Origin of the sequence: Microbacterium zouquanmingi, assembly GCF_052266675.1 — a bacterium.
Lineage (GTDB): Bacteria > Actinomycetota > Actinomycetes > Actinomycetales > Microbacteriaceae > Microbacterium.
This window is the reverse complement of record NZ_JBQPRA010000006.1, coordinates 153,406-176,808: the sequence shown is the minus strand read 5'-3', so window position 1 is coordinate 176,808 and position 23,403 is coordinate 153,406. Positions and strand designations below refer to the sequence as shown.

The following is a 23,403-nucleotide window of genomic DNA, read 5'->3' as shown; positions in this document are numbered from 1 at the left end:
GAGAGTAGGACACCGCCGAACTCCTTTTAGACAGAATAGCCACCTCTTTGAGGTGGCTATTCTGCATTGACGAGATGTAGAGAATAGAGAAGAGAAGGCCACCCTACGGGGTGGCCTTCTCTGTTCTGTCCAGTCAAGGTCAGCCGGTGAACACGGGCAGCAGCAGGTTGATCGCTATGCTCAGCATGACCACGGCGATGCCAGCATCCAGAATCCGCCATGCCCGTGCAGTCTTGAGCCACCTGCCCAGGTAACGCGCCCCGTAGCCGAGAGCGGTGAACCAGGCGAGGCTGGCGACGATGGCACCGCCGGCGAACACCCATCTGCTATCACCGTGCGTTGCGGCGATCGAACCCAGCATGAGCACGGTGTCGAGGTATACGTGCGGATTCAGCCAGGTCAACGCCAGCACGGCGAGGATCACCGGCACGAGTCCCGAGCCCGTGGTCTTCTCTGACGCGGTTTCGATGTGCAGCCCCTCCTCTGTCCCTTTCAGAGCTCTGCGTGCAGCGAGGGCCGCGTATCCGAAGAGGAAGAACGCACCCAACACTCGCGCTGCGTTCACGAGCCAGGGCGCCGCCTGCAGTAGGAAGCCGAGGCCAGCGACTCCGGCCGCGATCAGCACAGCATCCGACAGTGCACAGATCGCAACGACAGCGAGAACATGCTGACGACGGATCCCCTGTCGGAGGACGTAGACGTTCTGTGCGCCGATGGCGACGATGAGGGAGAGCCCGAGTCCGAGCCCCGCGAAGAATGAGATCACATCCTGACGCTATTGTTCCACGACCGTAAGTGCCAGCGACCAGATCTTCATCGCCGTTAGTCTTGCTTACATGGCTGGAATCTCTGCTGAGCTCGCTCTCACTGTGGCTGCGATCGTCGACGGGGGGAGTCTCGATATGGCAGCACGCTCTCTTAGTATCACTCCCTCCGCGGTCAGCCAACGGCTCAAGACCCTCGAGAATCAGCTCGGCCAGGTGCTCATCGTGCGCGGGAAGCCTGCTGTCGCCACAGGTGCAGGAGAAGCCGTCGTGCGAATGGCCAGGCAGGTCGCACTGCTCGAGCATGAGACGCTGTCCGCGCTGGGCTTGGAGGCCGGGAGAGGGCGCGTGCGTGTGCCACTTGCCGTCAACGCCGACTCCATGGCTGTCTGGTTCTTGGCGCCGTTGGCCAGACTCGCTGCACGACTGGACATCGACTTCGATCTGCACCGTGATGACCAGAACTTCACCGCGCGTCTGCTGGAGTCCGGTGAAGTGATGGCGGCCGTCACATCCGAGGCGACACCCGTCTCAGGATGCACGGCAACACGGCTGGGAGTCTTTCGATATGAGGCCGCCGCGACACCGGAGTTCATCGAGCGCTGGTTCCCCGATGGTGTGACCGCCGGGGCGTTGAGCGAGGCGCCGTTCGTCGACTTCGATCGGCGCGATACTCTCCAGCATGCATGGTTGGCATCGCAGGGCGTCTCCGAACATGGTGTCCCTCGCCACTTCGTGCCGGCATCCCATGACTTCGCCCAGGCGGTGATTCTCGGGTTGGGGTGGGGCATGTTGCCCGTCTCCCAGGCGGCAGCGGCCGCGGCATCCGGAACGATCGTCAGACTCGGCGGAGACCCCGTGCGAGTGCCGCTCTACTGGCAGCAGTGGAACCTGCGCTCTCAGCTGCTCGACGCCATCGCCGGCGAGGTCGCTGACGAAGCGCGCAGAGTACTTGAGTAACGCGTCAGTCGGCCAGGGCGAGTGCGCGGTACGCGTCGCGCTCTCGGAGAGCGTCGCGCCTGCTGGCCGACGTCACGGATGCCGCGCTCGGCGGGCGCTGCCCGGTGGTGCGGTGGTAGAGCTCATCGATCAGCCCGGTCGCGAGACGCACCAGCTGAGCGATCTCGCGGTCGTCACGATCGATCCATACACAGCGCGGCTCGTCGTCGACAGGGGTGAAGTCGAGGTGTTCTTCCCATACGAACAGGGTGCGCTCGGCGCCGAGTACGTGCTGCTGCCACCACACCTGGCGAAGATAGGTGCGCGGGATCGTGCGCCAGTTCTTGTTCGTGGTCTTAATCTCCGACAGCAGGATCCGACCGTCAGCATCCTGCACGACCCCATCGGGCGTCGCCAGATGCCGGTGCTCTGCCTCGGCACGGAAGAGCGCTGAGGAAGGACGGATGCCGTGCGTTGCGGCGACCCACGCTGCGATCTCGGGCTCTCTTCTGCGTCCGTGATCGGTATACGCGTTACCGGCGAATCGTGCGCCGCCGCCGAGCTTGGCATCGGCGGCCCTGGCGATGGACTTGTCTCCGGAGAGGCCCGCGACGTCGGTGGCAGTGATTCCTCGTGCCCGTGCCCGAAGCCAGGCGACGCGGTCGCGGGAGTCCGCAACGATTCGAGCCTGTAGTTCCGGGGTCACTGTTCGAGGCTACCCCGATCGACGCGCACCGATTGCCGGCCGCGCCGAGTCAGCGGCGAACGGGCCAGCTGTCGGGGCCGTGGGAACCCGCGGCGTACTCCTCGAGGGGCACTTCGCCACGCGACCACGCGTCCAGCACGGGCTGGATGATTCGCCAGCACTGCTCGGCTGCGTCTGCGCGCACCGACAGCAGCGGGTCGCCATCGAGGATGCCGGAGAGGACTTCTGCGTAGGCGAGCAGCTGACCTGCGCCGAGATCAGCAGACAGCGTCGCGCGCTCCAGCACGAACGGGTCCTCTGCACCGTTGAGGTTGAGCTCGAGGGACATCTGGTCCGGCGCGAGGTAGAACCGCAGGATGGCTCCGGTTGCCGAGCCCGTGAGCCCGACCGGTACATGGCGCACTGGCTTGAATCGGACGACGACTTCGCGGACGGGATCGCTCAGTGCCTTGCCCGATCGCAGAGTGAACGGGACCCCGGCCCAGCGGGCATTGTGGATCTCGAAAGTCGCCTCGGCGAGAGTCTCTGTTCCGCGCTTCGAGTCGACGCCCGGTTCATCCACATAGGACGGCTTCTCCACCCCGTCGACGGCGCCAGCGGTATAGCGTGCGCGACGCGAGGATGACATCGGGTCATCGCCCCACACCGTTGTCGCACGCAGCACCGCGGAGGTCGCCTCGCGGAAGTCCGTCTCATCGAGGGTTGCGGGCTGCTCCATGGCCACGACTGCGAGCACCTGCAGCAAATGGCTCTGGACCATATCGACGAAGGCGCCGGCGTGATCGTAGTACCCCGCGCGGCCCTCCAAGCCCAGCTTCTCGTTGTAGATGATGTCGACCGCGTCGATGCTCTCCGCAGACCAGAGTGGTTCGAGCAGGCGATTGGCGAAGCGCGCACCGAGCACGTTCAAGGTCGTCGACTTGCCCAAGAAGTGATCCACTCGGAAGACCTGCTTCTCCGGCACGAGTTCGGCCAGACGCGCATTGAGCACGTGAGCACTTTCTTCATTCGTGCCGAACGGCTTCTCGAGTGCGAGCATCACGCCATCGGGGAGCATCTCGGGCGTGAGCGCCTCGCATGCCGCCGCAGCCACCGCGGGAGGCACCGCGAAGTACAGCGCAACCTGACCGGTCAGCCCTTTCAGCAGTGCCTTCAGGTCAGCAGTCTTGGTGATGTCAGCCTGACAGTACGAGATCTCGACCCGCTCGAGCGAGGCTTCGGAATCTGAGGCCGCGAACGAGTGCTGTGCGACCTTCTTCAGATCAGCATCCGACCAGCCCTCCATGCCCGCACCGATCAGGCGCACCTTGCGGTCCGGCTCAGTGGCGAGGAGCTGTCCGAGCGCCGGAAGCAGCAGACGCGAAGTCAGATCTCCCGTAGCGCCGAAGATGATGAGTGTGGGCGCGGCATCCATGGGCCCACCGTAGCCCCACCCGTGCGCTTGGACCAATGGCATGCAAGAATCGGGCGATGCCTGCACCGATCGAGGATTACGCACTTCTCAGTGATTGCCGCACGTCAGCGCTCGTCTCACGTGACGGCAGTATCGACTGGCTGTGTCTGCCCCGATTCGACTCCGCCTCGATCTTCGGCGCACTTCTCGGAGACCCGACGCATGGCTGTTGGATCCTGCGGCCTCGCGATGCATCCGCGACCGCTCAGCGGCACTACCTGTCGGATACCTTCATCCTCGTCACGCGGTGGGAGAGCGCCGATGGCGTCGCCGAGGTCCACGAGTTCCTGCCGATGTCGGAGGACCGCACGGATGTCGTGCGTCGAGTGGTCGGCATCACCGGCAACGTCGCCTTCACGACTGAGCTGCGCATGCACTTCGACTACGCGCGCGCTCTGCCGTGGGTGCGGCAGATCGGCACCGCCGAAGAGCCAGCGCTGAGCGCGATCGCAGGCCCGGATGCTGTTGTCGTCCGCGGAGTGAAGCTTGCAGCATCCGACCACCGGCACAGGGGTGAGTTCTCCGTGGGTACCGGAGAGCTGCGTGACCTCGTCCTCACCTGGCATGCATCTCACGAGGAAGATCCGGCCCCGTTGGATGTTGAGGATGCGATCGCGCGCACGCGCTCGTGGTGGCAGGGCTGGGCGAGTCCGATCGCGCATGACGGCCCGTACCGCGACGCGGTGGTGCGCTCGCTGCTCGTGCTGCGCGCACTCACGCATCGTGACACAGGTGGCATCGTCGCAGCCCCCACGACCTCTCTCCCCGAGCAGTTCGGCGGTTCGCGCAACTGGGACTACCGGTACGTCTGGCTGCGGGATGCCGCACTCACTCTGGAGTCGCTCATCGCGCACGGCTTCCTCGAAGAGGTGCACCACTGGAGGCGTTGGCTGCTGCGCGCTGTGGCGGGGGAGCCAGCCGAAGTGCAGATCATGTACGGCATCGGCGGTGAGCGCGATCTAGCGGAGCGCGAACTGACGAGTCTTCCCGGGTACAACGGCGCATCACCTGTGCGCGTCGGCAACGGCGCTGTCGAGCAGTATCAGGGCGATGTGCTCGGCGAGGTGATGGTCGCGCTGGAGGCTGCCCGGATCGCAGGGCTCGATGAGACGGAGTTCTCGTGGCCACTGCAGCGTGCGCTGATCGAGCGAGTGGCGGCGGGGATGGGGCGTCAGGACAACGGGATCTGGGAGATCCGCGGGCCGTTGCAGTGGTTCACCCACTCGCGCGTCATGATGTGGGCGGCTTTGGATCGCGGCGTGCGCGCGGTGCGCGAGCACGGGTTCGCCGGCGACGCGGATCGCTGGGAGAAGATGCGCGATCGCTTGCGAGCGGAGATCGACGAGCGCGGAGTGCACCCGGACGGATATTTCCGACAGCACTATGACACCGATGAGGTGGATGCTTCGCTGCTCACCCTTCCGCAGGTCGGATTCTGCGCCGAGGATGACCCGAGGATGCTGCGCACCGTCGAGCAGATCGAGAAGACGCTCATGCGTGATGGACTGATCATGCGATATCGCACGGCATCCGGTGTCGATGGCCTCGACGGTGGGGAGCATCCTTTCCTGGCTTGCAGCTTCTGGCTCGTGGAGCAGTACGCGGCGAGCGGGCGGATAGATGATGCACGCGTCCTGATGGACCGACTCGTCGGGCTCGTGAACGATATCGGGCTCCTGTCGGAGGAGTATGACGTCCAAGGCGCGCGCCAGGCCGGCAACATGCCTCAGGCTTTCTCGCACCTCACTCTCGTGCGCGCTGCCGACGCGCTCGGCGGGCATTCGGGTCGTGCGGCTGGCCGCACCTGAGGCGACCTGATTTGGAAGTCGGGCCCTGATCGCGTAGAGTTTCTCATAACCGAAGACCGCTGGTCATCGTCGTGCGCGTAAGCGCAAGATGAATGAAGCACTGCACTGCAGGGGCCCGCGCAGGGACATGATCGTTTTCCGGAAATCCGGATTCTACGCTCCGTCGCTTGCGCCGGAGCGTTTTTGTTTGCAGGTGGCGGTTCAGGTGGTGTCTCACGCACGTGGGGCATCTCGTACCCATCAAGGAGTGACCATGGCGCAGAAGGATGCATCGGTCGCCGAGCTCACGAAGTCATTCGAGAACTCGAACGCCGTCCTGCTGACCGAGTACCGCGGTCTGACCGTTGCTCAGCTCAAGGAGCTGCGCAACAGCATTCGTCAGAACGCTGAGTACGCCGTGGTGAAGAACACGCTGACCAAGATCGCTGCCAACAAGGTGGGGATCTCCGAGCTGGACGACGACCTCAAGGGGCCGTCGGCTGTCGCTTTCGTGCACGGTGACTTCGTCGCCACCGCAAAGGCTCTTCGTGACTTCGCCAAGGCCAACCCGCTTCTCGTGATCAAGAGCGGCGTGTACGAGGGCAATGTCCTCAACGCGGACGAGGTCAACATGTACGCCTCGCTCGAGAGCCGTGAGGTTCTGCTTGCGAAGGCCGCGGGCATGATGAAGGCGACGATGGCCAAGGCTGCCGCAACCGTCGACGCTCTTCGCGCAAAGCTGGAGACCGCAGAGGCCGCGTAAGCGACCCGCGTTTTCTTCCCACAAACCCCATCTAATAGGAGAAACATCATGGCTAAGCTCACCACTGAGCAGCTGCTCGAGCAGTTCGCTGACCTGACCCTCGTCGAGCTCAACGACTTCGTCAAGGCGTTCGAGGAGAAGTTCGAGGTCACCGCTGCTGCCCCCGCCGCTGCTGCTGGCGCTGCCGGCGCAGGCGCTGCTGAAGAGGTTGAGGAGAAGGACTCCTTCGACGTCATCCTCGAGGCTGCTGGCGACAAGAAGATCCAGGTCATCAAGGCTGTCCGCGAGCTCACCTCGCTCGGCCTCGGCGAGGCCAAGGCCGTCGTCGACGGTGCTCCCAAGGCTGTCCTTGAGGGCGCTAACAAGGAGACCGCAGAGAAGGCCAAGGAGGTCCTCGAGGCCGCTGGCGCTTCGGTTACCCTCAAGTAATCACGTCGTTCTGTCACGAATGCCCTGGGCTCCGGCCCGGGGCATTCGTGCGTTTCAGCGCAGAGGCGCTGAGGAGTTGCGCACGACGAGTGCGGGTGCTGCGATCACGTGCTCGGGGGGTGTCCGAGGGTCGTCGAGGTGATGGAGCAGCATTCGCACCGCTTCTCGTCCCTGCGTGCGGGGCTGCTGCCGGATCGTGGTCAGGGCGAACATCTCCGCATGCTGGTGGTCGTCGATGCCGACGATGCTCAGCTCCGTCGGCACCGCGATGCCGAGCCTTCGGGCGGCGATGATCGCGCCGATGGCGACCTCGTCGCAGACGCCGATGACGGCGGTCGGCCTGGTACGCCGATTGCCGAGCAGATCCACGGCTGACGCGTATCCGCTCGGCATGGTGTCGGATGAGGGAACGGCCAGCGAATGCTCGCGCAGGCCCGCCGCCTCCATCGCGGAGCGGTACCCCTCCAACCGGCGTGCATCGCCGAAGGTGAACGAATCCGCGCGCGCTGCACCGCCGAGGAAGACGATCTCCTTGTGGCCGAGGTCGATGAGGTGCTCGGTTGCGATGCGTGCCGCGGCGGCATCATCGATCGCCAGGGCACTCATCTGCGAGCTGTGTGGACCGACGCTGACGACCGGCCGGCTGAGCCGCAGCAGTTGCTCCATTTCAGGTGAGTCGGGCTGCATGCCGACGCTGATGATCCCGTCGAACCGGCGACGGGGGAGGAGCTCCTCGATCACGCGCCTGCGTGCAGCAGAGTTCTCCGCTACAGAGAACAGCGTCAGGTCGTACCCGACCTCCAGCAGCTCTTCCTGCGCTCCGGCGAGGAGCTCGGAGAAGAACCACCTGCCGACAGAGGGCACGATCACAGCGATGGTCTGCGTGCGTCCGGTCGCAAGGCTCGTGGCGGAGGAATGCGCGACATACGACAGCGCACGCGCTGCGGCCTCGACGCGGTCGCGTGTGGAGGCGGAGACATAGCCCCGACCGCTGAGCGCGCGACTGGCGGTTGCTTTCGAGACGCCGGCACGTGCGGCGACATCCGCGATCGTGCTCATGCATCCTCCCTGATGGCTCCCAGGGGCCGCATCGCTCCTGCGTCCACAGCGTAGCCGCGAGATCAACAAAAAGGAACCGGTTCCATACATTTCGAGTGGTACCGCTCCCATTGGATTCGTCGGGTAGCGCTCAAAGGTTGTCAGCTTGTGATCTGTCACCATTGTGCAGGGCTGACGCAGACAAGTATGTTGGGGCTGGAAGCGGTTCCCGATCTGCTCGCTCTCCGCATCGGATCGCATAGGGAACGTGAACTCGAAGAGGAGAAATCACATGGCACTGTCACAGCGTTATCGGCGGCTCGCACCGCTGGCCATTCTCGGCGTGGCGGGCATTGCGCTCGCAGGGTGCGGAGCACCCGGTGCACCGAGCGGCGGTGGTGAGGAGACCGGTGGCGACGGAGGAACCGTCACCATCTACGGCACGATCGTCGACAGCGAGGCCGAACTCATGCAGGAGTCCTGGGCTGACTGGGCTGACGAGAACAACATCGAGATCAAGTACGAGGGCAGCCAGGATTTCGAGACGCAGCTCGGCACGCGCGCTCAGGGCGGCAACCCGCCGGACATCGCGATCTTCCCGCAGCCGGGTCTGTTCGCTGACTTCGCAACGCGTGACTTCCTCAAGCCTGCTCCGGCTGACGTCGAGAAGAACGCCAACGAGTACTGGACCGAAGACTGGGTGAACTACGGCACCGTCGACGGCACGTTCTACGGCGCACCGCTGATGGCCAACGTCAAGGGCTGGATCTGGTACTCGCCGGCGAAGTTCGCCGAGTGGGGTGTTGAGGTTCCGAAGACGCTCGATGACATGAAGACCCTCACCGACACGATTCAGGCAGCCACCGGAACCCCCGCGTGGTGTGCAGGCTTCGAGTCCGGCACCGCGACCGGCTGGCCGGGCACGGACTGGATCGAAGACTACGTGCTGCGTCAAGCAGGCCCCGAGGTCTACGACCAGTGGGTGACCAACGAGGTCAAGTTCACCGATGCGCCGATCAAGGAAGCGTTCGACTCTGTCGGCGAGATCCTGCTGAACCCGGCCAACGTCAACGCCGGCTTCGGTGACGTCCGCTCGATCAACTCCACGGCGTTCGGCGACGTGGCACCGAAGGTCGCCGACGGCTCGTGCGCACTCACGCACCAGGCATCGTTCCTCTCGGGCTTCTTCCCCGATGGCACGAACATCGCTGAGGACGGCGACGTCTGGGCCTTCATGCTTCCTGGTGAGAGCGCAGATGACAGCGCCGTCACCGGTGCTGGTGAGATCGTCGGCGCGTTCAGCGACTCCGAGGCAACGCAGAAGGTTCTCGCCTACCTGTCCAGCCCCGAGTGGGCCAACAGCCGCGTGAGCCTCGGCGGCGTCACCTCCGCCAACAACGGCCTCGACCCGGCCAACGCGCAGGACCCGATCCTTCAGGAGACCATCAAGATCCTGCAGGACCCGGAGACCACGTTCCGCTTCGACGCCAGTGACCTGATGCCGGGTGCTGTCGGTGCAGGCACGTTCTGGAAGGGCATGGTCGCCTGGGTCAACGGCACCTCCACCGACGAGGTGCTCCAGCAGATCGAAACGGGCTGGCCCGCAAGCTGACCCCTCTTCAGGTGGGCCGTCCGAGAGGGCGGCCCACCTGCTCCGGTGCGCGCGATGATGTGCGGACTGTCAAAGATCTTGCAAAGGGGACTCTGTGACCGCGACTGATTTCTTCCTATGGATCGGGACTCTGCCACCGGTGGTGCAAGCGGTGGCTGTCGTCATCGCCTTCGCCGCGGTGGTCGCTGCGATCCTTTTTCTCGTCGACATCGCCCCGCGCAGCGGCACCTGGTACACGGTCGCTCGCCTGGCGATGTGTCTGCTCATCCCGCTCGCGGTGATGTGGTTCTTCCGCTCCTACTACTGGGCGATCGGCGTCGCGGTCGTCGTGGGCGCGGTCTTCTTCCTGCTCGACTACCGCTCGCGTGCGGGCAAGGGATATCTCATCCAGCTGGTCGCGTTCCTCGCGCCGGCTTTCCTGCTTCTGCTCATCGGACTCATCCTGCCGTCGCTGCAGACGTTCGTCGCATCCTTCATGAACTCGTCCGGCAAGGACTTCGTCGGAATCGCGAACTACACGTGGATCTTCGGACAACCCGATGGTGTGCGCGTCGTGGTGAACACGATCGTCTGGGTGCTCATCGTGCCCACCGTCTCGACGATCGTCGGCCTCGCCTACGCCGTCTTCATCGACCGCACCAGGGGCGAGAAGATCTACAAGGTCCTCGTTTTCATGCCGATGGCGATCTCTTTCGTCGGCGCCGGAATCATCTGGCGCTTCATGTACGAGTACCGCGGACCCGAGTACCCGCAGATCGGCCTACTCAACCAGATCCTCGTCTGGTTCGGGGGTGAGCCGCAGCAGTTCCTGCTGAACCCGCCATGGAACACCCTCTTCCTCATCGTGGTGCTCATCTGGGTCCAGACCGGTTTCGCAATGGTGATCCTGTCCGCATCCATCAAGGGCGTGCCGATGGAGCTACTCGAGGCTGCGGAACTCGACGGCGCGAACGCGTGGCAACGGTTCACGTCCGTCACGATTCCCGCCATCAGGCCCGCCCTCATCGTGGTGCTCACGACGATCTCGATCGCCTCGCTGAAGGTCTTCGACATCGTCCGCACCATGACCGCAGGTAACTACGAGACCAGCGTGCTCGCCAACGAGATGTACACGCAGTTCTCCAAGTTCGAAGCCGGGCGCAGTGCTGCGCTCGCCGTCATCCTGTTCATCCTCGTGCTGCCGATCGTCATCTACAACGCACGCCAGATCCAGAAGCAGCGGGAGATCCGATGAGCGACACACTGAGCAGCCCCGACCTCGAGACCGTCGCCATCACCACCGGTGGCAAGCTGAACAGGTCGGCCGCGCGCACCCGCAAGAAGCTCTCGCGGCCGTGGGCATCCGCAGCATCCATCGTCATCGCGGTGCTCTGGACCGTCCCCACTCTCGGCCTGTTCATCTCGTCGTTCCGGCCTCGTGACCAGATCCTCACGAGCGGATGGTGGGAGTTCTTCCTGAACCCGCAGGTGACGGGGGAGAACTACGTCGACGTGCTGCAGTCCGGCACGACTCAGCTGACGATGATCGAGTCCTTCGTGAACTCCATCGCCATCACCATCCCCGCGACGGTCATCCCGCTGATGATCGCGTCGATGGCGGCGTACGCGTTCGCGTGGATCGACTTCAAGGGTCGCAACTTCCTGTTCATCTTCATCTTCGCGCTGCAGATCGTGCCGATCCAGATGGCCCTGGTGCCGCTGCTGAGCACGTTCTCGCGCGGGCTGAGCATCTTCGGGCTCCAGGTGACGCTGCCCCTCGGCGCATCCGGTGGCTACGCGCAGGTGTGGTTCGCGCACTCGATGTTCGCGTTGCCTCTGGCGATCTACCTGCTGCACAACTTCATGTCGGAGATCCCCGGCGAGATCATCGAGGCGGCACGCGTCGATGGCGCATCGCGCGGGCAGATCTTCTTCCGGATCGTGCTGCCGCTGACGATGCCGGCGATCGCCTCGGTGGCGATCTTCCAGTTCCTCTGGGTTTGGAACGATCTGCTTGTCGCGCTGGTGTTCGCCGATGGCGCTGCCGCTCCGATCACGAAGCTGCTGGCCGAGATCACGGGCACTCGAGGCAACGACTGGCACTTGCTCACCGCAGGCGCATTCGTGTCGATCATCGTGCCGCTCATCGTGTTCTTCGCGCTGCAGCGGTACTTCGTGCGGGGGCTCCTGGCCGGGTCCACAAAGGGATAACCGGTGTGACGGGTGCCGCCGTAATGCGGCATCCGTCACCCGTACCCTTGAGACATGGACTACGCCGAGCACATCGTCGACCTGGTGGGCAACACCCCTCTCGTCAAGCTGCAACACGTGACGGCAGGTGTGGAGTGCACGGTTCTCGTCAAGCTCGAGTACCTGAACCCCGGTGGCTCAGCGAAGGATCGCATTGCGCGGCGCATCATCGATGCGGCCGAGGCCGCGGGCGACCTGAAGCCCGGCGGCACGATCGTCGAGCCGACCAGCGGCAACACCGGGGTCGGTCTGGCGCTGGTCGCCCAGCAGCGCGGCTACAAGTGCGTGTTCGTGCTCCCCGACAAGGTCGGCGAAGACAAGATCGATGTACTGCGGGCGTACGGCGCGGAGATCGTGATGACGCCCACCTCGGTCGCCCCAGACAGCACTGAGTCGTACTACGCGGTCAGCGACCGCCTCGCCCGAGAGATCCCCGGCGCATTCAAGCCGAACCAGTACGAGAACCAGAACGGTCCCCGCAGCCACTACGAGACCACCGGTCCCGAGATCTGGCGCGACACAGATGGCCGGATCACGCATTTCGTTGCGGGCATCGGCACTGGCGGCACCATCAGCGGAACCGGACGCTACCTGCGCGAGGTCTCCGACGACCGGGTTCGCATCGTCGGGGTCGACCCCGAAGGCAGCGTCTATTCGGGAGGGACTGGGCGACCGTATCTCGTCGAGGGAGTCGGTGAGGACATCTGGCCTGGCGCCTATGACCAGTCCGTCCCGCATGAGATCGTCGCGGTCGATGACGCCCAATCCTTCGCGATCACGAGGCGCCTTGCTCGCGAAGAGGGAATCCTCGTGGGCGGCTCGAGCGGAATGGCCGTGGCCGGCGCGCTGCGCGTCGCGAAGAACCTGCCGGCGGATGCTGTGATGGTCGTGCTGCTCCCTGATGGCGGCCGCGGGTACCTGTCGAAGATCTTCAACGACTCGTGGATGCGCTCGTACGGGTTCAGCGATATCGAAGCGGGGGAGACCGTCGCCGATGTTCTCGCGGTTCGCGCCCGTGCGCACAGCACTTCGGCGCCGATTCCTGACCTCGTTCACGCGCACCCCGGCGACACCGTGCTCGATGCGATCGGCATGATGACCGAGTTCGCGGTCTCGCAGCTGGTCGTACTCACCGCGGAGCCGCCGGTCATGATGGGTGAAGTCCTGGGATCGGTCGACGAGAAGGGACTGCTCGATCGGCTCTTCCATGGCGAGGCGAAGCCCACTGACCCCGTCAGCGCGCACATCGACGGAATGCTGCCCCTCATCGGCATCCACGCCTCTGTCGACGACGCGCGAGCGGCGCTGGTAGCGGCCGACGCGCTGCTGGTCACCGAGGGCGGCAAGCCGCACGCTGTGCTCACTCGTCAGGACCTGCTCGCGTACCTCGCGCGCTGACCCGCGGCAGCTGACGCGGAGCGTCACACTGGACACCTGCTCGCCCACCGGACGTAGGCTGGATGACATGTCCGATCACGCCTTCGCCACTCGCGCCATCCATGCCGGCCAGGAGCCCGATCCACTCACCGGTGCGATCATCCCGCCGATCTATCAGGCCTCGACGCACGTGCAGGACGGCATCGGAGGCTTCCGTTCCGGTTACGAGTACAACCGAGCGGGAAACCCGACACGCAGCTCGCTCGAGACTCAGCTCGCAGCTCTCGAGGGCGGTGCCGGTGCTCTCTCGTTCGCCTCGGGTCTGGCGGCCGAAGATGGGCTGCTCCGCGGCATCCTGAAGCCCGGCGATCACGTGCTGCTCGGCAACGACGCCTATGGCGGCACGTACCGCCTGCTCACCCGAGTGCACGCGGCCTGGGGCATTGAGACGACCACTGTCGAGCTCGGCGATCCAGACGTGGTGCGTGCGGCGATCCGCCCCGAGACCAAGATCATCTGGCTCGAAACCCCCAGCAATCCGCTGCTGAAGATCGTCGACATCGCGAAGACCGTCGAGCTCGCACATGCGGCCGGCATCCTCGTCGTCGTCGACAACACCTTCGCCTCTCCTGCACTGCAGAACCCGATCGCGCTCGGCGCCGACTTCGTCGTGCACTCGACCACCAAGTACCTCGGCGGCCACTCCGACGTACTCGGGGGAGCGGTGATCTTCGCCGATGATCGGTACTTCGATCAGGTGAAGTTCCAGCAGTTCGCCGTCGGCGCGGTGTCGGCGCCGCTGGATGGTTGGCTGACCACCCGCGGCATCAAGACGCTCGCGGTGCGGATGCGTCAGCACGCCGCCAACGCGCAGGCGATCGCGGAGTGGGCTGCGACGCGGCCGGAGTTCGAGACCGTGTTCTACCCCGGCCTCGAATCGCACACCGGGCACGAGATCGCCGCACGTCAGATGAGTGGATTCGGTGGGATGCTGTCGCTTGCGCTCGCGGCAGGGCCGGATGCTGCGCGCGCCTTTGCGGAGTCGACGGAACTGTTCCAGCTGGCCGAGTCACTCGGTGGCGTGGAATCGCTGATCGGGTACCCGCCGGACATGACGCATGCGTCGGTTCGTGGCACGGAGCTTGCCGTCCCCGAGAACATCGTGCGGCTGTCGGTCGGAATCGAAGAGGCAGATGACCTGCTCGCCGACCTCGAGCAGGGGCTGGAGCGCATCGCTCGTTGAGTGATTCCTCGCGCAGTCTGCGTCCTTCGGACAGAATGGACGGATGACTCATCGCGTGCTGCTCTGGTGGGGCGTCGGCGCCATTCTCGCCGCAATGGCGATCGGCGTCCTCGTAACCGGAGACGGATCGGACGCCCCCGCAATCGACCTCGGGTGGAACGCCGTCATGGGCGATATCCGCAACCCATTCCTGATCGGGTTCGGCAGTGTCATGGATCGGGTCGGCGGCGGGTGGATCGCGACGCTACTGATTCCTCTCGCGATTCTGGCTGCGCTGCTACTGGCCCGGCGCTGGAAAGCGGCCGTGCTCGTGGCGGTCACGCTCCTTGCAAGTGTCGGGGCGGTGCAGCTGCTGAAGTCGCTGTTCGGCAGGACGCGGCCTCAGGACATGCTTGTCACTTCGGATTTCGGTTCATTCCCCAGCGGGCATACCGCGAACGCGGCGACCATCGCGGCCCTCGCCGTGCTGCTGTTTCCCCGATTGTGGGTGCTGATCGTCGCGGCCGCGTGGACGCTCGCGATGGCCTTCTCGCGCACCCTGGTGTCGGCGCACTGGCTGAGCGATACCGTCGGCGGAGTGCTGGTCGGTATCGGCGTCACGCTCGTGCTCGGTGGCTTCCTGCTCGAGTGGACTCGTCCGGGTCGCAAAGAAGGCCGCTTTGAGGCTGGCGAAGCGGCCGAAATCGCGACCTGAAGCACTGAAGGGCCCCGCATCGCGGAGCCCTTCAGCCTGTTGGCGGTGATGGCGGGATTCGAACCCGCGGTTGCTTGCACAACACACGCTTTCCAAGCGTGCTCCTTCGGCCGCTCGGACACATCACCAAGGAACAACCTGAACAGTCTATCCGATCGATCAGGCTCCCCGTGCCAGCTCGCCGAGCCCTACAGTGGAGGCATCCAGGTCGACTCATACAGGAGAGCGCGTGACTGAGCCATCGCACCGACGCAGATGGATGCTGCAGATGCAGCAACCTGTGCCACCGGCAACGGTCTTCGACCGGGTTGCGTTCCTGATCGGCGCGGCATCCGCGGTCTGGCTGGCCTCGATCATCGCGATCCAGGGGCTGCGCACACCCTGGGCTCTCATCTGGTTCATTCCGATCTGGGCGATCACGGCATATCTGGTGCTGCCTCGTCTGCACCGGCTGCTGTCGGATCTCTACGTTCCGGACTACTTCTTCGGCCGCACCCGCACCTCCGACGGACTCCTCGGCGACCCAGTCAATCTCGGCGTGGACGGCTCGGCCGAGCAGCTCGATGCGGTGATGGCGTCTGCCGGTTGGCATCATGCTGATCCCATCACCGCAGCATCCACGTGGCGCATCATCACGTCAACGCTCACGAAGCGCAGCTACCCGACAGCGCCGGTCTCGTCCCTCATGCTGTTCGGGCGACGCCACGATGTCGCCTTTCAGCAGGAGGTCGAGGGCAACCCGAAGCAGCGTCATCATGTGCGGTTCTGGCACTGCCCGCCGGGTTGGCTGCTGCCAGGAGGCGCGCGTGTGGATTGGCTCGGGGCGGCCACTTACGACACCGATGTCCGACTCTCGCTGTTCACGCTGCAAGTGACCCACCGGATCGACGAGAACACCGACATCGAACGCGACCATGTCGTCGAGACGGTCAGCGCGGGTGATCCTGCTGTCCAGGTGCGGATGCTGCGTGACTTCACCACGGGCTACCATGCGCGAAACGGCGGTGGAGACCGGTTCGTGACTGATGGCAACCTGCCGATTCTGGAGGTCACCGCGGTCCTGCCCCCCGCGCTCCCGCCCGAGGCGAGCACCGCAGAGCCTGCGACGCCACCCGCGATCCTGCGCGTGCCGCTCACGGTATCCGCCGCAGTCGCGCTCATCGCTCTGGTCGCGCTCCTGCAGCTGATCGATGTCTTCGCAGACAAGGAGTTCTGGTCGGTCCTCGTTGACGCTGATGACGCCGCGGTCACGGCTGTGCTGCTCATGGTGGTCGGCATATTCACGCTCTTCACGGTCGGGCAGCTGGTGATGAGCCTGTTCGTGCTCCGGCGCGGGAGGCGATCGCGCGCCGTGCTGATCGCGCTGATCACGTTGGAGATCGTCGTCATGGCGATCGACTATCTCAATGGCAGCACAGTGCTGGGGCTCGACTGGACGCTGCTGGCAGCATCCGTGCAGTGCATCAGTCTGTTGTGCCTTTCGAGCGAGTCGGCAGGAGCGTGGGTGCGTCGTCGCACACCGGAGAACCAGCCGCTCGCATCTAAAATCGCAGAGTGAGCACTCCCAAGATCGTTCTGTTCTACGCTTTCACCCCTCTCGCCGACCCCGAGGCGATCCGGGTGTGGCAGCGCGACCTCGGCGATGCGCTGGGGCTGCGCGGCCGAGTGATCATCTCGGAGCACGGCGTGAACGGCACTCTCGGCGGAGACTTACCGGCGCTGAAGAAGTGGGCGCGGTCTTTCCGGTCGTATGCCGCCTTCGCTGACACCGACATCAAGTGGAGCGAGGGCACCGGGCTGGATGCTGAGGGACTGAGCCTCGACTTTCCCCGACTGAGCGTGAAGGTGCGGGCGGAGATCGTGTCGTTCGGTGCACCTGGCGAGCTCGAAGTCGACGACAACGGAGTGGTCGGCGGCGGCATCCGTCTGGCTCCGGAAGACCTGCACGAGCTGGTCTCCTCCCGCGACGACGTCGTCTTCTTCGACGGCCGCAACGCGCTGGAGGCGGAGATCGGCCGGTTCAAGAACGCGATCGTTCCCGACACCGAGACGACCCGCGACTTCGTGGAGCTGCTCGACTCCGGAGTCTATGACGACCTCAAGGGCAAGCCGGTGGTCACCTATTGCACCGGAGGGATCCGCTGCGAGGTGCTCTCGAGCCTCATGGTCTCTCGCGGCTTCGGCGAGGTGTATCAACTCGAGGGCGGCATCGTCCGCTACGGCGAGAAGTACGGCGACGATGGACTGTGGGAGGGATCGCTCTATGTCTTCGACAAGCGTGAATCCATCGACTTCAGCGATCACGCCGCCATCATCGGCGAGTGCGTCGGATGCGGCGTCGCGACAGGACGCACAGCGAACTGCCCTGAGGCCTCCTGTCGCCGACAATTCGTCGTCTGCGAAGACTGCGACGCGGTGGAGTGCGAAGAGCATTCGGTCGCGTCTGCGGGCTGACCGCTCAACGGGACTTCTGCGGCGCCCGTGACTCGCGTGTGGTGAACAACGAGAGCGGCAGCACGACAGCGATGATTCGATCTCTCGCGTCGACACTGCGATGAAGCCCAGCGATCACTTCTCGCAGCGCCGGAGACAGGTCGGCTTCGGCGGTTGCGACCTGGGCGAAGCTTGCGCGCTCGATGGCCTGGACGAGGAGGCCAGCCGCATCCGGATCCACCCCCCGCTCGACGAGGTCTGCGCCGCGCATGCGAGGCGTCACGGCATCCGAAACCGGAAGACGCAGATCGAGGAGTACCGCGCGCACCTCTTGCCAGGCGGCGGCTGCGTCGCCGCGTCGCGCGCGTACGCCCCGCCAGGTTCGCACGCCGAATCGCACCAGGGCTGGCAGCATCAGCAGGACGAGGATGCCGCCGGTGATCAGTGCGACGGGGGCGGGATTCAGCCGCTGGAGCGTCTCTGACCCGTCCGATGATGATCCGCCCTGGTCTTCGTCGAGCTCGGGGCCTCTCGTCGGCGCGGCCGATGGCGCGGTGGATTCACCGGGGGTGATCTCGCCGGTCGACGAGCCGCCGCCGGCCTGGGTGGGTTGGAAGTTGGTCGGCGTTCCCAGCGAAGCAGTCGGTTCGAACGGAACCCAGCCGATGCCCTCGAAGTGCACTTCCGGCCAGGCATGCAGCTGGTCGCTGTCGACGGTGTAGATCGACTCGTCGCCGCGCTTCTCATCGGTGAGCGAACCGGGGAGATATCCGACGACGATCCGCACCTGCAGTTCGAGCGACTGTGCCATCAGCGCGAAGGCCCCCGAGAAATGGATGCAGTACCCAGAGCGCTCTCGAAGGAATTCGGAGACGGCATCCGCGCCGGTTCCGTCGAAATCGCCGTCGACTGGAGCATCGAGTGAATACGTGAACTGTGAGCGGAACCAGTTCTGCATGGCGATCAGGCGATCGTAGTCGCTGGCCGAACCCGCAGTGACATCCCGTGCGGTCTGCGCGACGAACTCCGGTACGTCCATACCAGGGGCCCTGGTCGCGCTCGCTGCTTGGATCTGCTCTCGCGTGGGTTGGGCGACGACGGAGGTCACGGTGTAGTCCTCCTCCGCCGCATCCCGGTTCTCGGAGGTGACGGTGCGGTTGAAGCGCATCGCCTGCCATCCGGATGAGGCGCCGACGATCTTCGTCGCAGCGTACGGCACGGGCAGCCACGAACCAGAGATTCCCGTGATCCGGATCGACGTGCGGCGCTCCGACGTCGCAATGTCATCGGACCAGTCGGGGGCGCCAAATCCCTCAGCTGCCGTCTGCAGATCTCCGCTGTCGGGTTCCCACGTCGAGCCATCGAACTCGGAGAGGCTCGCGATTCGCAGATAGGGGGCTGTCGGAGCGTTCGTCGCAATCGTCATGACGGTGAAGGGGGTGGGGCGGCGCAGATCATCGCCCAGGCTCAGCGAAGGGTCCAGATGCGCGCTGGTTCCCGCGCCCGCCCAAGTCGTCGACAGAGGGAGGACCGGGGTGATCACCAGGGTGGCGGCGATCGCTGCCGCGCCGGTACCGAGAACGAGCCCCGCCGATGTGCGGTTCGGGGAGGCGTCGCCGTGACGGGTGCCGTGTCGAAGCAGGAGCAGCGTCAGGATGGCGAACAGGACGAACCACGGCAGGTTCGCGCCGCCCATCGTAACGACCATCGGCAGAGCGCCGATGACCGCGATGATGATCACCACGGAGAGGGGAACGCGTGTGGCGATGACCTGATCGATCAGGATCGAGACGGCGGCGAACCCGATCACGAGCATCGCGGTGAGGGCAGGCGTGTCCTCCAGCGGTGCGACGCCGAACTGCACCTGCTCGACAGCCTGTGCGGCGAGCCTGCCGACGGTGGAGAAAGTGGTGCCGGTCGGGATGACCCCCAGCAGGGCGCCCTGCGGGAAGAGCATCAGGGTGAGCGTCAGGATCGAGACGACGATCTGCGCGAGTGCAGGAATGATCCTGCGTGCGAAGCGGCGGGTGTACAGCTGGCGAACGGCGAACCCGGTCAGCGCGATGAAGGCGACCACCGTCACGGAGATGATCGACCACGCGCCGGGCACAACGACCGAGGTGTACGGCCATAGCGCCACGATCGCGCTGCCGACGGTCAGAAGCGCTGCGGCGAATGTACCTTCGCGCTCGGCCAGGCGCAGGTCTCTCTCGGCAGCTCTCGCGGCCGGCGTGAGTGGTGGCCGCGATGCTGATCGCGGCTCAACGCGGAACATGTCCGCCTCCCGGCGCGACGTTCTCGGACAGCGCGTCTTCCCACGCCGCAGCGATGTCGTCGCTCAGCGGCCCGGCGGACCACCCGAGCGCACCCGCGGTCTCGATCGCGCCCAGCCCAGGCCCGGTCATCAGCAGCACGGGCGCCGAAGCGCCGCCGTGGCGCAGCGACGCGGCATCCTCTTCGTCGAGCTTTCCCGTGATCATCACCAGAGGACCAGGAGGTGCTCCGTCGAAAAGTGCGGTGAGCGCACCTCTCTCACCCTGCGGGCTGACCATCGCGAGCGCGACCAGAAGAGTGTCGCGCTCATCCTCCTGCCCGCGGAGGGCGCCCAGCACCGTCCCCGCAGAATCGCGCACATCCACGCTGTATCCCTCGTGTGCGAGGTGCAGCGCGATCGACGCGCACGCAGAGACAGCGTTCTCGAAATCCGCATCCGGGTGGGAGCTGCGCCGCTCCCAGCGGCGCGCCGTCCGGTCGAGGATCACCACGGCATCCGGGCTCGACTCTGCCTCCTCCTGCCGCACCATGAGGTCGCCGCGGTGCGCGGTCGCACGCCAATGGATGCGGCGCATCGAGTCGCCGGAGACGTACAGTCGCGGTGACAGGTTGTCGCTGCCCTGGCCGAGGCGCGATGACGCAGTGTGCGCTGTGCCGCCGGCGATTCCCGCGACACTCGTCATGGGAGCCAGAGTGGTGACCTCCGGCACGACGATCACAGTGCGGCTGTCGCCGAACTCCTGTACGCGCTGGGCCAGCCCGAAGGGATCGATCGTGCGAAGCGATAACGGCCCGACCGGCCACACTCCGCGCTGTGAACCCGTGATCGAGTACCGGATGTGCGTACCGTTGTCGGTGGGAAACTCCCCCGCAGCCTGTCCTGCCACCGCATCCGGCAGCAGATCCTCCCAGGTCCCGAACGGAACCCGCAGTGCGCGCAGGTCGAACCGCACGGCGACCTCTGACTGCTCGCCGACGGTGAGGAGATCGGTGGAGATGCGCCGGGTCACCGTCCCGCTTCGCCGTGGCGCGTGCACGATGATCACCGTGGTGATGACGAGAGCGAACAGCAGGACCGCAACGTAGAGCAGGATCGGTGCGGCGAGCAGATTCGCCGCGATCGCGCACCCGAGACCGGAGAGCAACGCGGCCAGGCCGCGGGACGTCAGGGGGCGACGGGAACGCATGGTCTCACGAACGGGCGGTGAGCGGAACCCGCACGCGCTCCATGATCTGCTCGAGTGCAGCCTCGACCGGCTGGGCGCCCGCGCGGTGCACACCCCGAGCCGGAAGCAGGCGATGCGCGAACACCGGAACCAGGAGAGCAGTCAGGTCGTCGGGGATGACGAAATCGCGTTCTTCCAAAGCCGCCCACACCTTCGCGGCGCGCACCAGCTGCAGGGTTGCACGCGGGCTGGCACCCAGGTGCAGGCTCGGATCGCTGCGGGTCGCGTGCGCGAGAGCGACCGCATACTCCTCCACGGCCGGTGAGACATGCACTGACCGTGCGAAAGCGATCATCTGCGAGATGTCGTTCGCGTCGGCGACCGGGGCGATCGAGGCGAGCGGATTCTTGACGTCTCGCTGACGGAGCATGAGCGCCTCGGCCGCGGCATCCGGATACCCCATCGAAATGCGCATCATGAATCGGTCGCGCTGCGCTTCGGGAAGCGCGTACGTGCCCTCCATCTCGAACGGGTTCTGGGTGGCGACCACGAGGAAAGGATCCGGCAGCGTGTGGGTGCGTCCGTCGACGGTGACCTGTCCCTCTTCCATGGCCTCGAGGAGCGCGGACTGCGTTTTAGGGGATGAGCGGTTGATCTCGTCGGCGAGGACGATCTGCGCGAACACCGCACCGGGCTTGAATTCGAACTCGCGATCGACCGGGTTGTAGACGCTCACACCGGTGACGTCGCCAGGCAGCAGGTCGGGGGTGAACTGAATGCGGCGGACCGTGGCGTCCACGCTCGCGGCCAGCGCGCGGGCCAGCATGGTCTTGCCGACGCCGGGGACGTCTTCGATGAGCAGGTGTCCCTGGGCCAGAAGGCACACCAACGCGCTGCGTACGGCATCTGCCTTGCCATCGATCACCTCGGTGATGGAAGACATGATCGCTGACGTCCGCGCCGCAAACTGCTCAGACGTATATCGGGTGTCGTCCATGCGCTCCCTCTCGCCCACCATCGGGTGTCTCTAGATCGTAGTCCCGCTGGCGACGCGGCGGGGGCTCGGAACGGCGTCCCGTTCTCGATCGCTCTCGCGGGCAGGTAGACTTGTCGACGGCTCTCCGCGTGACGGCATCCAGGCCAATTCCCCCAGGACGGAAACGTAGCAAGGGTAACCGGGCTCTGCTGGGTGCGCGGAGAGTCTTTTCTTTGCCCAGATGGCGGCGCCAGGAGGTCGGAAACCGGATGCCGCCCAGGTTCACCTGCGAAGATCGTGGAGTGACCAGCCCCGTCGCTTCCGAACGTCCCCGACAGCTCTCGCGCTTCGCATCTCCTGTTGCGCTCGTCGCGCTGATGTGGGCGATCCAGATCGTGGATGCGATCCTCCCCGGCTCATTCACCGGCTTCGGGCTTCGCTCGTGGGATCTCGGTAGTCTTCCGGCATTGATCGTCGGGCCGCTTCTGCATGCGAGCTGGTCGCACCTGATCGGCAACACGCTACCGCTGCTGGTGCTCGGGTGTCTGGTGGCGGTCGAGGGCGCCGGCCGGTTCTGGCTGGTCACCGTGGTCACTGCCGCCATCGGCGGCGCGGGGACCTGGCTCATCAATGCGCCGGGGACGCTCACCGTCGGCGCATCCGTTCTCGTTTTCGGATACTTCGCCTACGTGGTCGTCAGAATCTTCTCGCCGCGTCCGGTCGCGCACCGCATCGCCTATGCGTTGATCGCTCTGTTCGTCATCGTGCTCTACGGCGGGTCGATCCTCACCGGCATCATCGGGGCGGGCCCAGGGGTTTCCTGGCAGGCGCACCTGTTCGGCGCGGTCGGCGGTGTGGTCGCGGCGCTGCTGGGCACGCGGCGCCGCAAGGCGCTGGACGCGTGAGAGACCGCTCCCGCGGGCGTCGCCGGAAGAGCTGGCTCCCCGGCATCCTGATCGGCGGGCTCACGCTCGCCGCTCTCCTCGCCGTCCTCGTGCCGATTGCGGCATCCCGGATGCCCCTCGCCCTCTGTGTATCGGAACCCGCATCGTTCCCGGAATCGGGCGTCGCGGGATGGCAGGGCGAACAGCTGCGCAATGCCGCCGTGATCGTGAGCACGGCGACGGCGCAGGGGATCGGGCGCGACGGGCAGATCCTCGGAGTCATGACGGCGATGGGGGAGAGCAGCCTGCGCAACATCGACTACGGGGACTGGGAGACGTCGGGCGTCACGAACCCCGACGGTGAGCGCACCAGCAGCATCGGCCTTTTCCAGCAGCAGGACTGGTGGGGGAGCCCGCAGGAGCGGATGGATCCCGCGACAGCTGCCGGACTCTTCTACGCGCGGCTGGTCAGGGTGGACGGCTGGCAGGAAATGGAGCCGACGCAGGCCATCCACCGGGTGCAGATCAATTCGGACCCTGACCACTACTCGCGGTTCGAGACGGATGCTGCCGAGATCGTCGATGCACTCTCCGGCGTCTGCCCGCTCTGATTACTTCCGCTCTCCGAAGTGATGC

At 65.4% G+C, this 23,403-nt stretch carries 21 protein-coding genes, 1 tRNA gene and 1 other RNA gene; 15 read left to right on the top strand and 8 right to left on the bottom strand.

Translation table 11 applies throughout. The features are described 5' to 3' along the window. Positions 1 to 139: 139 nt before the first annotated feature. Positions 140 to 766: a LysE/ArgO family amino acid transporter gene (locus ACTU6V_RS14295; protein WP_443469229.1), complete on the bottom strand. Its 627-nt coding sequence runs from the start codon at positions 764 to 766 to the stop codon at positions 140 to 142. A 70-nt stretch (positions 767 to 836) separates the two neighbouring features. On the opposite strand from ACTU6V_RS14295, the gene ACTU6V_RS14290 reads away from it, so the two are divergent. Beyond that, complete coding sequence (locus ACTU6V_RS14290) at positions 837 to 1,724, top strand: LysR family transcriptional regulator ArgP (protein ID WP_443469228.1); 888 nt, start codon at positions 837 to 839, stop codon at positions 1,722 to 1,724. A gap of 4 nt (positions 1,725 to 1,728) precedes the next feature. On the opposite strand, the gene ACTU6V_RS14285 is transcribed toward ACTU6V_RS14290, so the two are convergent. Both ACTU6V_RS14285 and ACTU6V_RS14280 read right to left on the bottom strand, forming a co-directional pair. Continuing rightward, on the bottom strand, positions 1,729 to 2,409 hold the full coding sequence (locus ACTU6V_RS14285; protein ID WP_443469227.1) for a YqaJ viral recombinase family protein: 681 nt from the start codon (positions 2,407 to 2,409) through the stop codon (positions 1,729 to 1,731). A 49-nt stretch (positions 2,410 to 2,458) separates the two neighbouring features. After that, positions 2,459 to 3,823: a glucose-6-phosphate dehydrogenase gene (locus ACTU6V_RS14280; RefSeq protein WP_443475895.1), complete on the bottom strand. Its 1,365-nt coding sequence runs from the start codon at positions 3,821 to 3,823 to the stop codon at positions 2,459 to 2,461. A 56-nt stretch (positions 3,824 to 3,879) separates the two neighbouring features. Here ACTU6V_RS14280 and ACTU6V_RS14275 point away from each other — a divergent pair, with 56 nt between their 5' ends. The 3 genes from ACTU6V_RS14275 to rplL all read left to right on the top strand — a co-directional run bounded on the left by ACTU6V_RS14275 (position 3,880) and on the right by rplL (position 6,841). Then, a complete protein-coding gene (locus ACTU6V_RS14275) occupies positions 3,880 to 5,670 on the top strand; it encodes a glycoside hydrolase family 15 protein (protein ID WP_443469225.1) in 1,791 nt (596 codons plus the stop codon). Between the two features lie 253 nt (positions 5,671 to 5,923). Further along, positions 5,924 to 6,412 (top strand): 50S ribosomal protein L10, encoded by a 489-nt coding sequence (gene rplJ / locus ACTU6V_RS14270; RefSeq protein WP_443469224.1) that lies wholly within the window; start codon positions 5,924 to 5,926, stop codon positions 6,410 to 6,412. 48 nt (positions 6,413 to 6,460) lie between these two features. Next, positions 6,461 to 6,841 (top strand): 50S ribosomal protein L7/L12, encoded by a 381-nt coding sequence (gene rplL / locus ACTU6V_RS14265; protein ID WP_417511114.1) that lies wholly within the window; start codon positions 6,461 to 6,463, stop codon positions 6,839 to 6,841. 54 nt (positions 6,842 to 6,895) lie between these two features. Here the strand turns inward: rplL and ACTU6V_RS14260 are convergent, their stop codons facing one another. Continuing rightward, positions 6,896 to 7,900 carry a LacI family DNA-binding transcriptional regulator gene (locus ACTU6V_RS14260; RefSeq protein WP_443475894.1) on the bottom strand — a complete coding sequence of 335 codons (1,005 nt, stop codon included), beginning with the start codon at positions 7,898 to 7,900 and terminating at the stop codon, positions 6,896 to 6,898. Positions 7,901 to 8,171: 271 nt separating this feature from the next. On the opposite strand from ACTU6V_RS14260, the gene ACTU6V_RS14255 reads away from it, so the two are divergent. The 6 genes from ACTU6V_RS14255 to ACTU6V_RS14230 all read left to right on the top strand — a co-directional run bounded on the left by ACTU6V_RS14255 (position 8,172) and on the right by ACTU6V_RS14230 (position 15,034). Next, positions 8,172 to 9,491 carry an ABC transporter substrate-binding protein gene (locus ACTU6V_RS14255; RefSeq protein WP_443475893.1) on the top strand — a complete coding sequence of 440 codons (1,320 nt, stop codon included), beginning with the start codon at positions 8,172 to 8,174 and terminating at the stop codon, positions 9,489 to 9,491. A 94-nt stretch (positions 9,492 to 9,585) separates the two neighbouring features. Then, positions 9,586 to 10,725, top strand: coding sequence for a carbohydrate ABC transporter permease (locus tag ACTU6V_RS14250; protein ID WP_443469221.1), 1,140 nt, complete (start codon positions 9,586 to 9,588; stop codon positions 10,723 to 10,725). After that, complete coding sequence (locus ACTU6V_RS14245) at positions 10,722 to 11,681, top strand: carbohydrate ABC transporter permease (RefSeq protein WP_443469220.1); 960 nt, start codon at positions 10,722 to 10,724, stop codon at positions 11,679 to 11,681. The genes ACTU6V_RS14250 and ACTU6V_RS14245 overlap by 4 nt, the downstream gene beginning before the upstream one ends. A 54-nt stretch (positions 11,682 to 11,735) precedes the next feature. Then, positions 11,736 to 13,118, top strand: a complete 1,383-nt coding sequence (locus tag ACTU6V_RS14240; protein WP_443475892.1) for a cystathionine beta-synthase — start codon at positions 11,736 to 11,738, stop codon at positions 13,116 to 13,118. Between the two features lie 67 nt (positions 13,119 to 13,185). After that, complete coding sequence (locus ACTU6V_RS14235; RefSeq protein ID WP_443475891.1) at positions 13,186 to 14,340, top strand: cystathionine gamma-synthase; 1,155 nt, start codon at positions 13,186 to 13,188, stop codon at positions 14,338 to 14,340. A 43-nt stretch (positions 14,341 to 14,383) separates the two neighbouring features. After that, entirely contained in the window at positions 14,384 to 15,034 is a 651-nt protein-coding gene (locus ACTU6V_RS14230) for a phosphatase PAP2 family protein (protein WP_443469217.1), read from the top strand. 40 nt (positions 15,035 to 15,074) lie between these two features. Here ACTU6V_RS14230 and ACTU6V_RS14225 read toward each other — a convergent pair. After that, positions 15,075 to 15,162, bottom strand: a tRNA-Ser gene (locus tag ACTU6V_RS14225). A 101-nt stretch (positions 15,163 to 15,263) separates the two neighbouring features. On the opposite strand from ACTU6V_RS14225, the gene ACTU6V_RS14220 reads away from it, so the two are divergent. Next, positions 15,264 to 16,592: an LssY C-terminal domain-containing protein gene (locus ACTU6V_RS14220; protein WP_443469216.1), complete on the top strand. Its 1,329-nt coding sequence runs from the start codon at positions 15,264 to 15,266 to the stop codon at positions 16,590 to 16,592. Further along, complete coding sequence (gene trhO, locus ACTU6V_RS14215) at positions 16,589 to 17,488, top strand: oxygen-dependent tRNA uridine(34) hydroxylase TrhO (RefSeq protein ID WP_443469215.1); 900 nt, start codon at positions 16,589 to 16,591, stop codon at positions 17,486 to 17,488. The genes ACTU6V_RS14220 and trhO overlap by 4 nt, the downstream gene beginning before the upstream one ends. 4 nt (positions 17,489 to 17,492) lie before the next feature. Here trhO and ACTU6V_RS14210 read toward each other — a convergent pair whose 3' ends face one another. Genes ACTU6V_RS14210 through ACTU6V_RS14200 form a run of 3 tightly spaced genes read right to left on the bottom strand, consistent with a single transcriptional unit; the run spans position 17,493 to position 21,904 of the window. Continuing rightward, positions 17,493 to 19,742: a transglutaminase TgpA family protein gene (locus ACTU6V_RS14210; RefSeq protein ID WP_443475890.1), complete on the bottom strand. Its 2,250-nt coding sequence runs from the start codon at positions 19,740 to 19,742 to the stop codon at positions 17,493 to 17,495. Beyond that, positions 19,729 to 20,928, bottom strand: coding sequence for a DUF58 domain-containing protein (locus tag ACTU6V_RS14205; protein WP_443469213.1), 1,200 nt, complete (start codon positions 20,926 to 20,928; stop codon positions 19,729 to 19,731). Before ACTU6V_RS14205 ends, ACTU6V_RS14210 begins: the two co-directional genes overlap by 14 nt. 4 nt (positions 20,929 to 20,932) lie before the next feature. Next, entirely contained in the window at positions 20,933 to 21,904 is a 972-nt protein-coding gene (locus tag ACTU6V_RS14200) for an AAA family ATPase (protein ID WP_443475889.1), read from the bottom strand. Between the two features lie 115 nt (positions 21,905 to 22,019). Here ACTU6V_RS14200 and ffs point away from each other — a divergent pair. The 3 genes from ffs to ACTU6V_RS14185 all read left to right on the top strand — a co-directional run bounded on the left by ffs (position 22,020) and on the right by ACTU6V_RS14185 (position 23,378). Further along, positions 22,020 to 22,116: signal recognition particle sRNA small type (gene ffs, locus ACTU6V_RS14195), an RNA gene on the top strand. A gap of 69 nt (positions 22,117 to 22,185) precedes the next feature. Beyond that, positions 22,186 to 22,788: a rhomboid family intramembrane serine protease gene (locus ACTU6V_RS14190; protein WP_443475888.1), complete on the top strand. Its 603-nt coding sequence runs from the start codon at positions 22,186 to 22,188 to the stop codon at positions 22,786 to 22,788. After that, a complete protein-coding gene (locus tag ACTU6V_RS14185; RefSeq protein ID WP_443469210.1) occupies positions 22,785 to 23,378 on the top strand; it encodes a hypothetical protein in 594 nt (197 codons plus the stop codon). Before ACTU6V_RS14190 ends, ACTU6V_RS14185 begins: the two co-directional genes overlap by 4 nt. Positions 23,379 to 23,403 lie beyond the last annotated feature (25 nt).

Bases quoted from the DNA above. Each gene is read 5' to 3' on its own strand.
- ACTU6V_RS14290 (WP_443469228.1), top strand. From the start codon at position 837: ATGGCTGGAATCTCTGCTGAGCTCGCTCTCACTGTGGCTGCGATCGTC.
- ACTU6V_RS14280 (WP_443475895.1), bottom strand. From the start codon at position 3,823: ATGGATGCCGCGCCCACACTCATCATCTTCGGCGCTACGGGAGATCTG.
- ACTU6V_RS14275 (WP_443469225.1), top strand. From the start codon at position 3,880: ATGCCTGCACCGATCGAGGATTACGCACTTCTCAGTGATTGCCGCACG.
- rplJ (WP_443469224.1), top strand. From the start codon at position 5,924: ATGGCGCAGAAGGATGCATCGGTCGCCGAGCTCACGAAGTCATTCGAG.
- rplL (WP_417511114.1), top strand. From the start codon at position 6,461: ATGGCTAAGCTCACCACTGAGCAGCTGCTCGAGCAGTTCGCTGACCTG.
- ACTU6V_RS14260 (WP_443475894.1), bottom strand. From the start codon at position 7,900: ATGAGCACGATCGCGGATGTCGCCGCACGTGCCGGCGTCTCGAAAGCA.
- ACTU6V_RS14255 (WP_443475893.1), top strand. From the start codon at position 8,172: ATGGCACTGTCACAGCGTTATCGGCGGCTCGCACCGCTGGCCATTCTC.
- ACTU6V_RS14245 (WP_443469220.1), top strand. From the start codon at position 10,722: ATGAGCGACACACTGAGCAGCCCCGACCTCGAGACCGTCGCCATCACC.
- ACTU6V_RS14240 (WP_443475892.1), top strand. From the start codon at position 11,736: ATGGACTACGCCGAGCACATCGTCGACCTGGTGGGCAACACCCCTCTC.
- ACTU6V_RS14235 (WP_443475891.1), top strand. From the start codon at position 13,186: ATGTCCGATCACGCCTTCGCCACTCGCGCCATCCATGCCGGCCAGGAG.
- ACTU6V_RS14230 (WP_443469217.1), top strand. From the start codon at position 14,384: ATGACTCATCGCGTGCTGCTCTGGTGGGGCGTCGGCGCCATTCTCGCC.
- ACTU6V_RS14210 (WP_443475890.1), bottom strand. From the start codon at position 19,742: ATGTTCCGCGTTGAGCCGCGATCAGCATCGCGGCCACCACTCACGCCG.
- ACTU6V_RS14205 (WP_443469213.1), bottom strand. From the start codon at position 20,928: ATGCGTTCCCGTCGCCCCCTGACGTCCCGCGGCCTGGCCGCGTTGCTC.
- ACTU6V_RS14200 (WP_443475889.1), bottom strand. From the start codon at position 21,904: ATGGACGACACCCGATATACGTCTGAGCAGTTTGCGGCGCGGACGTCA.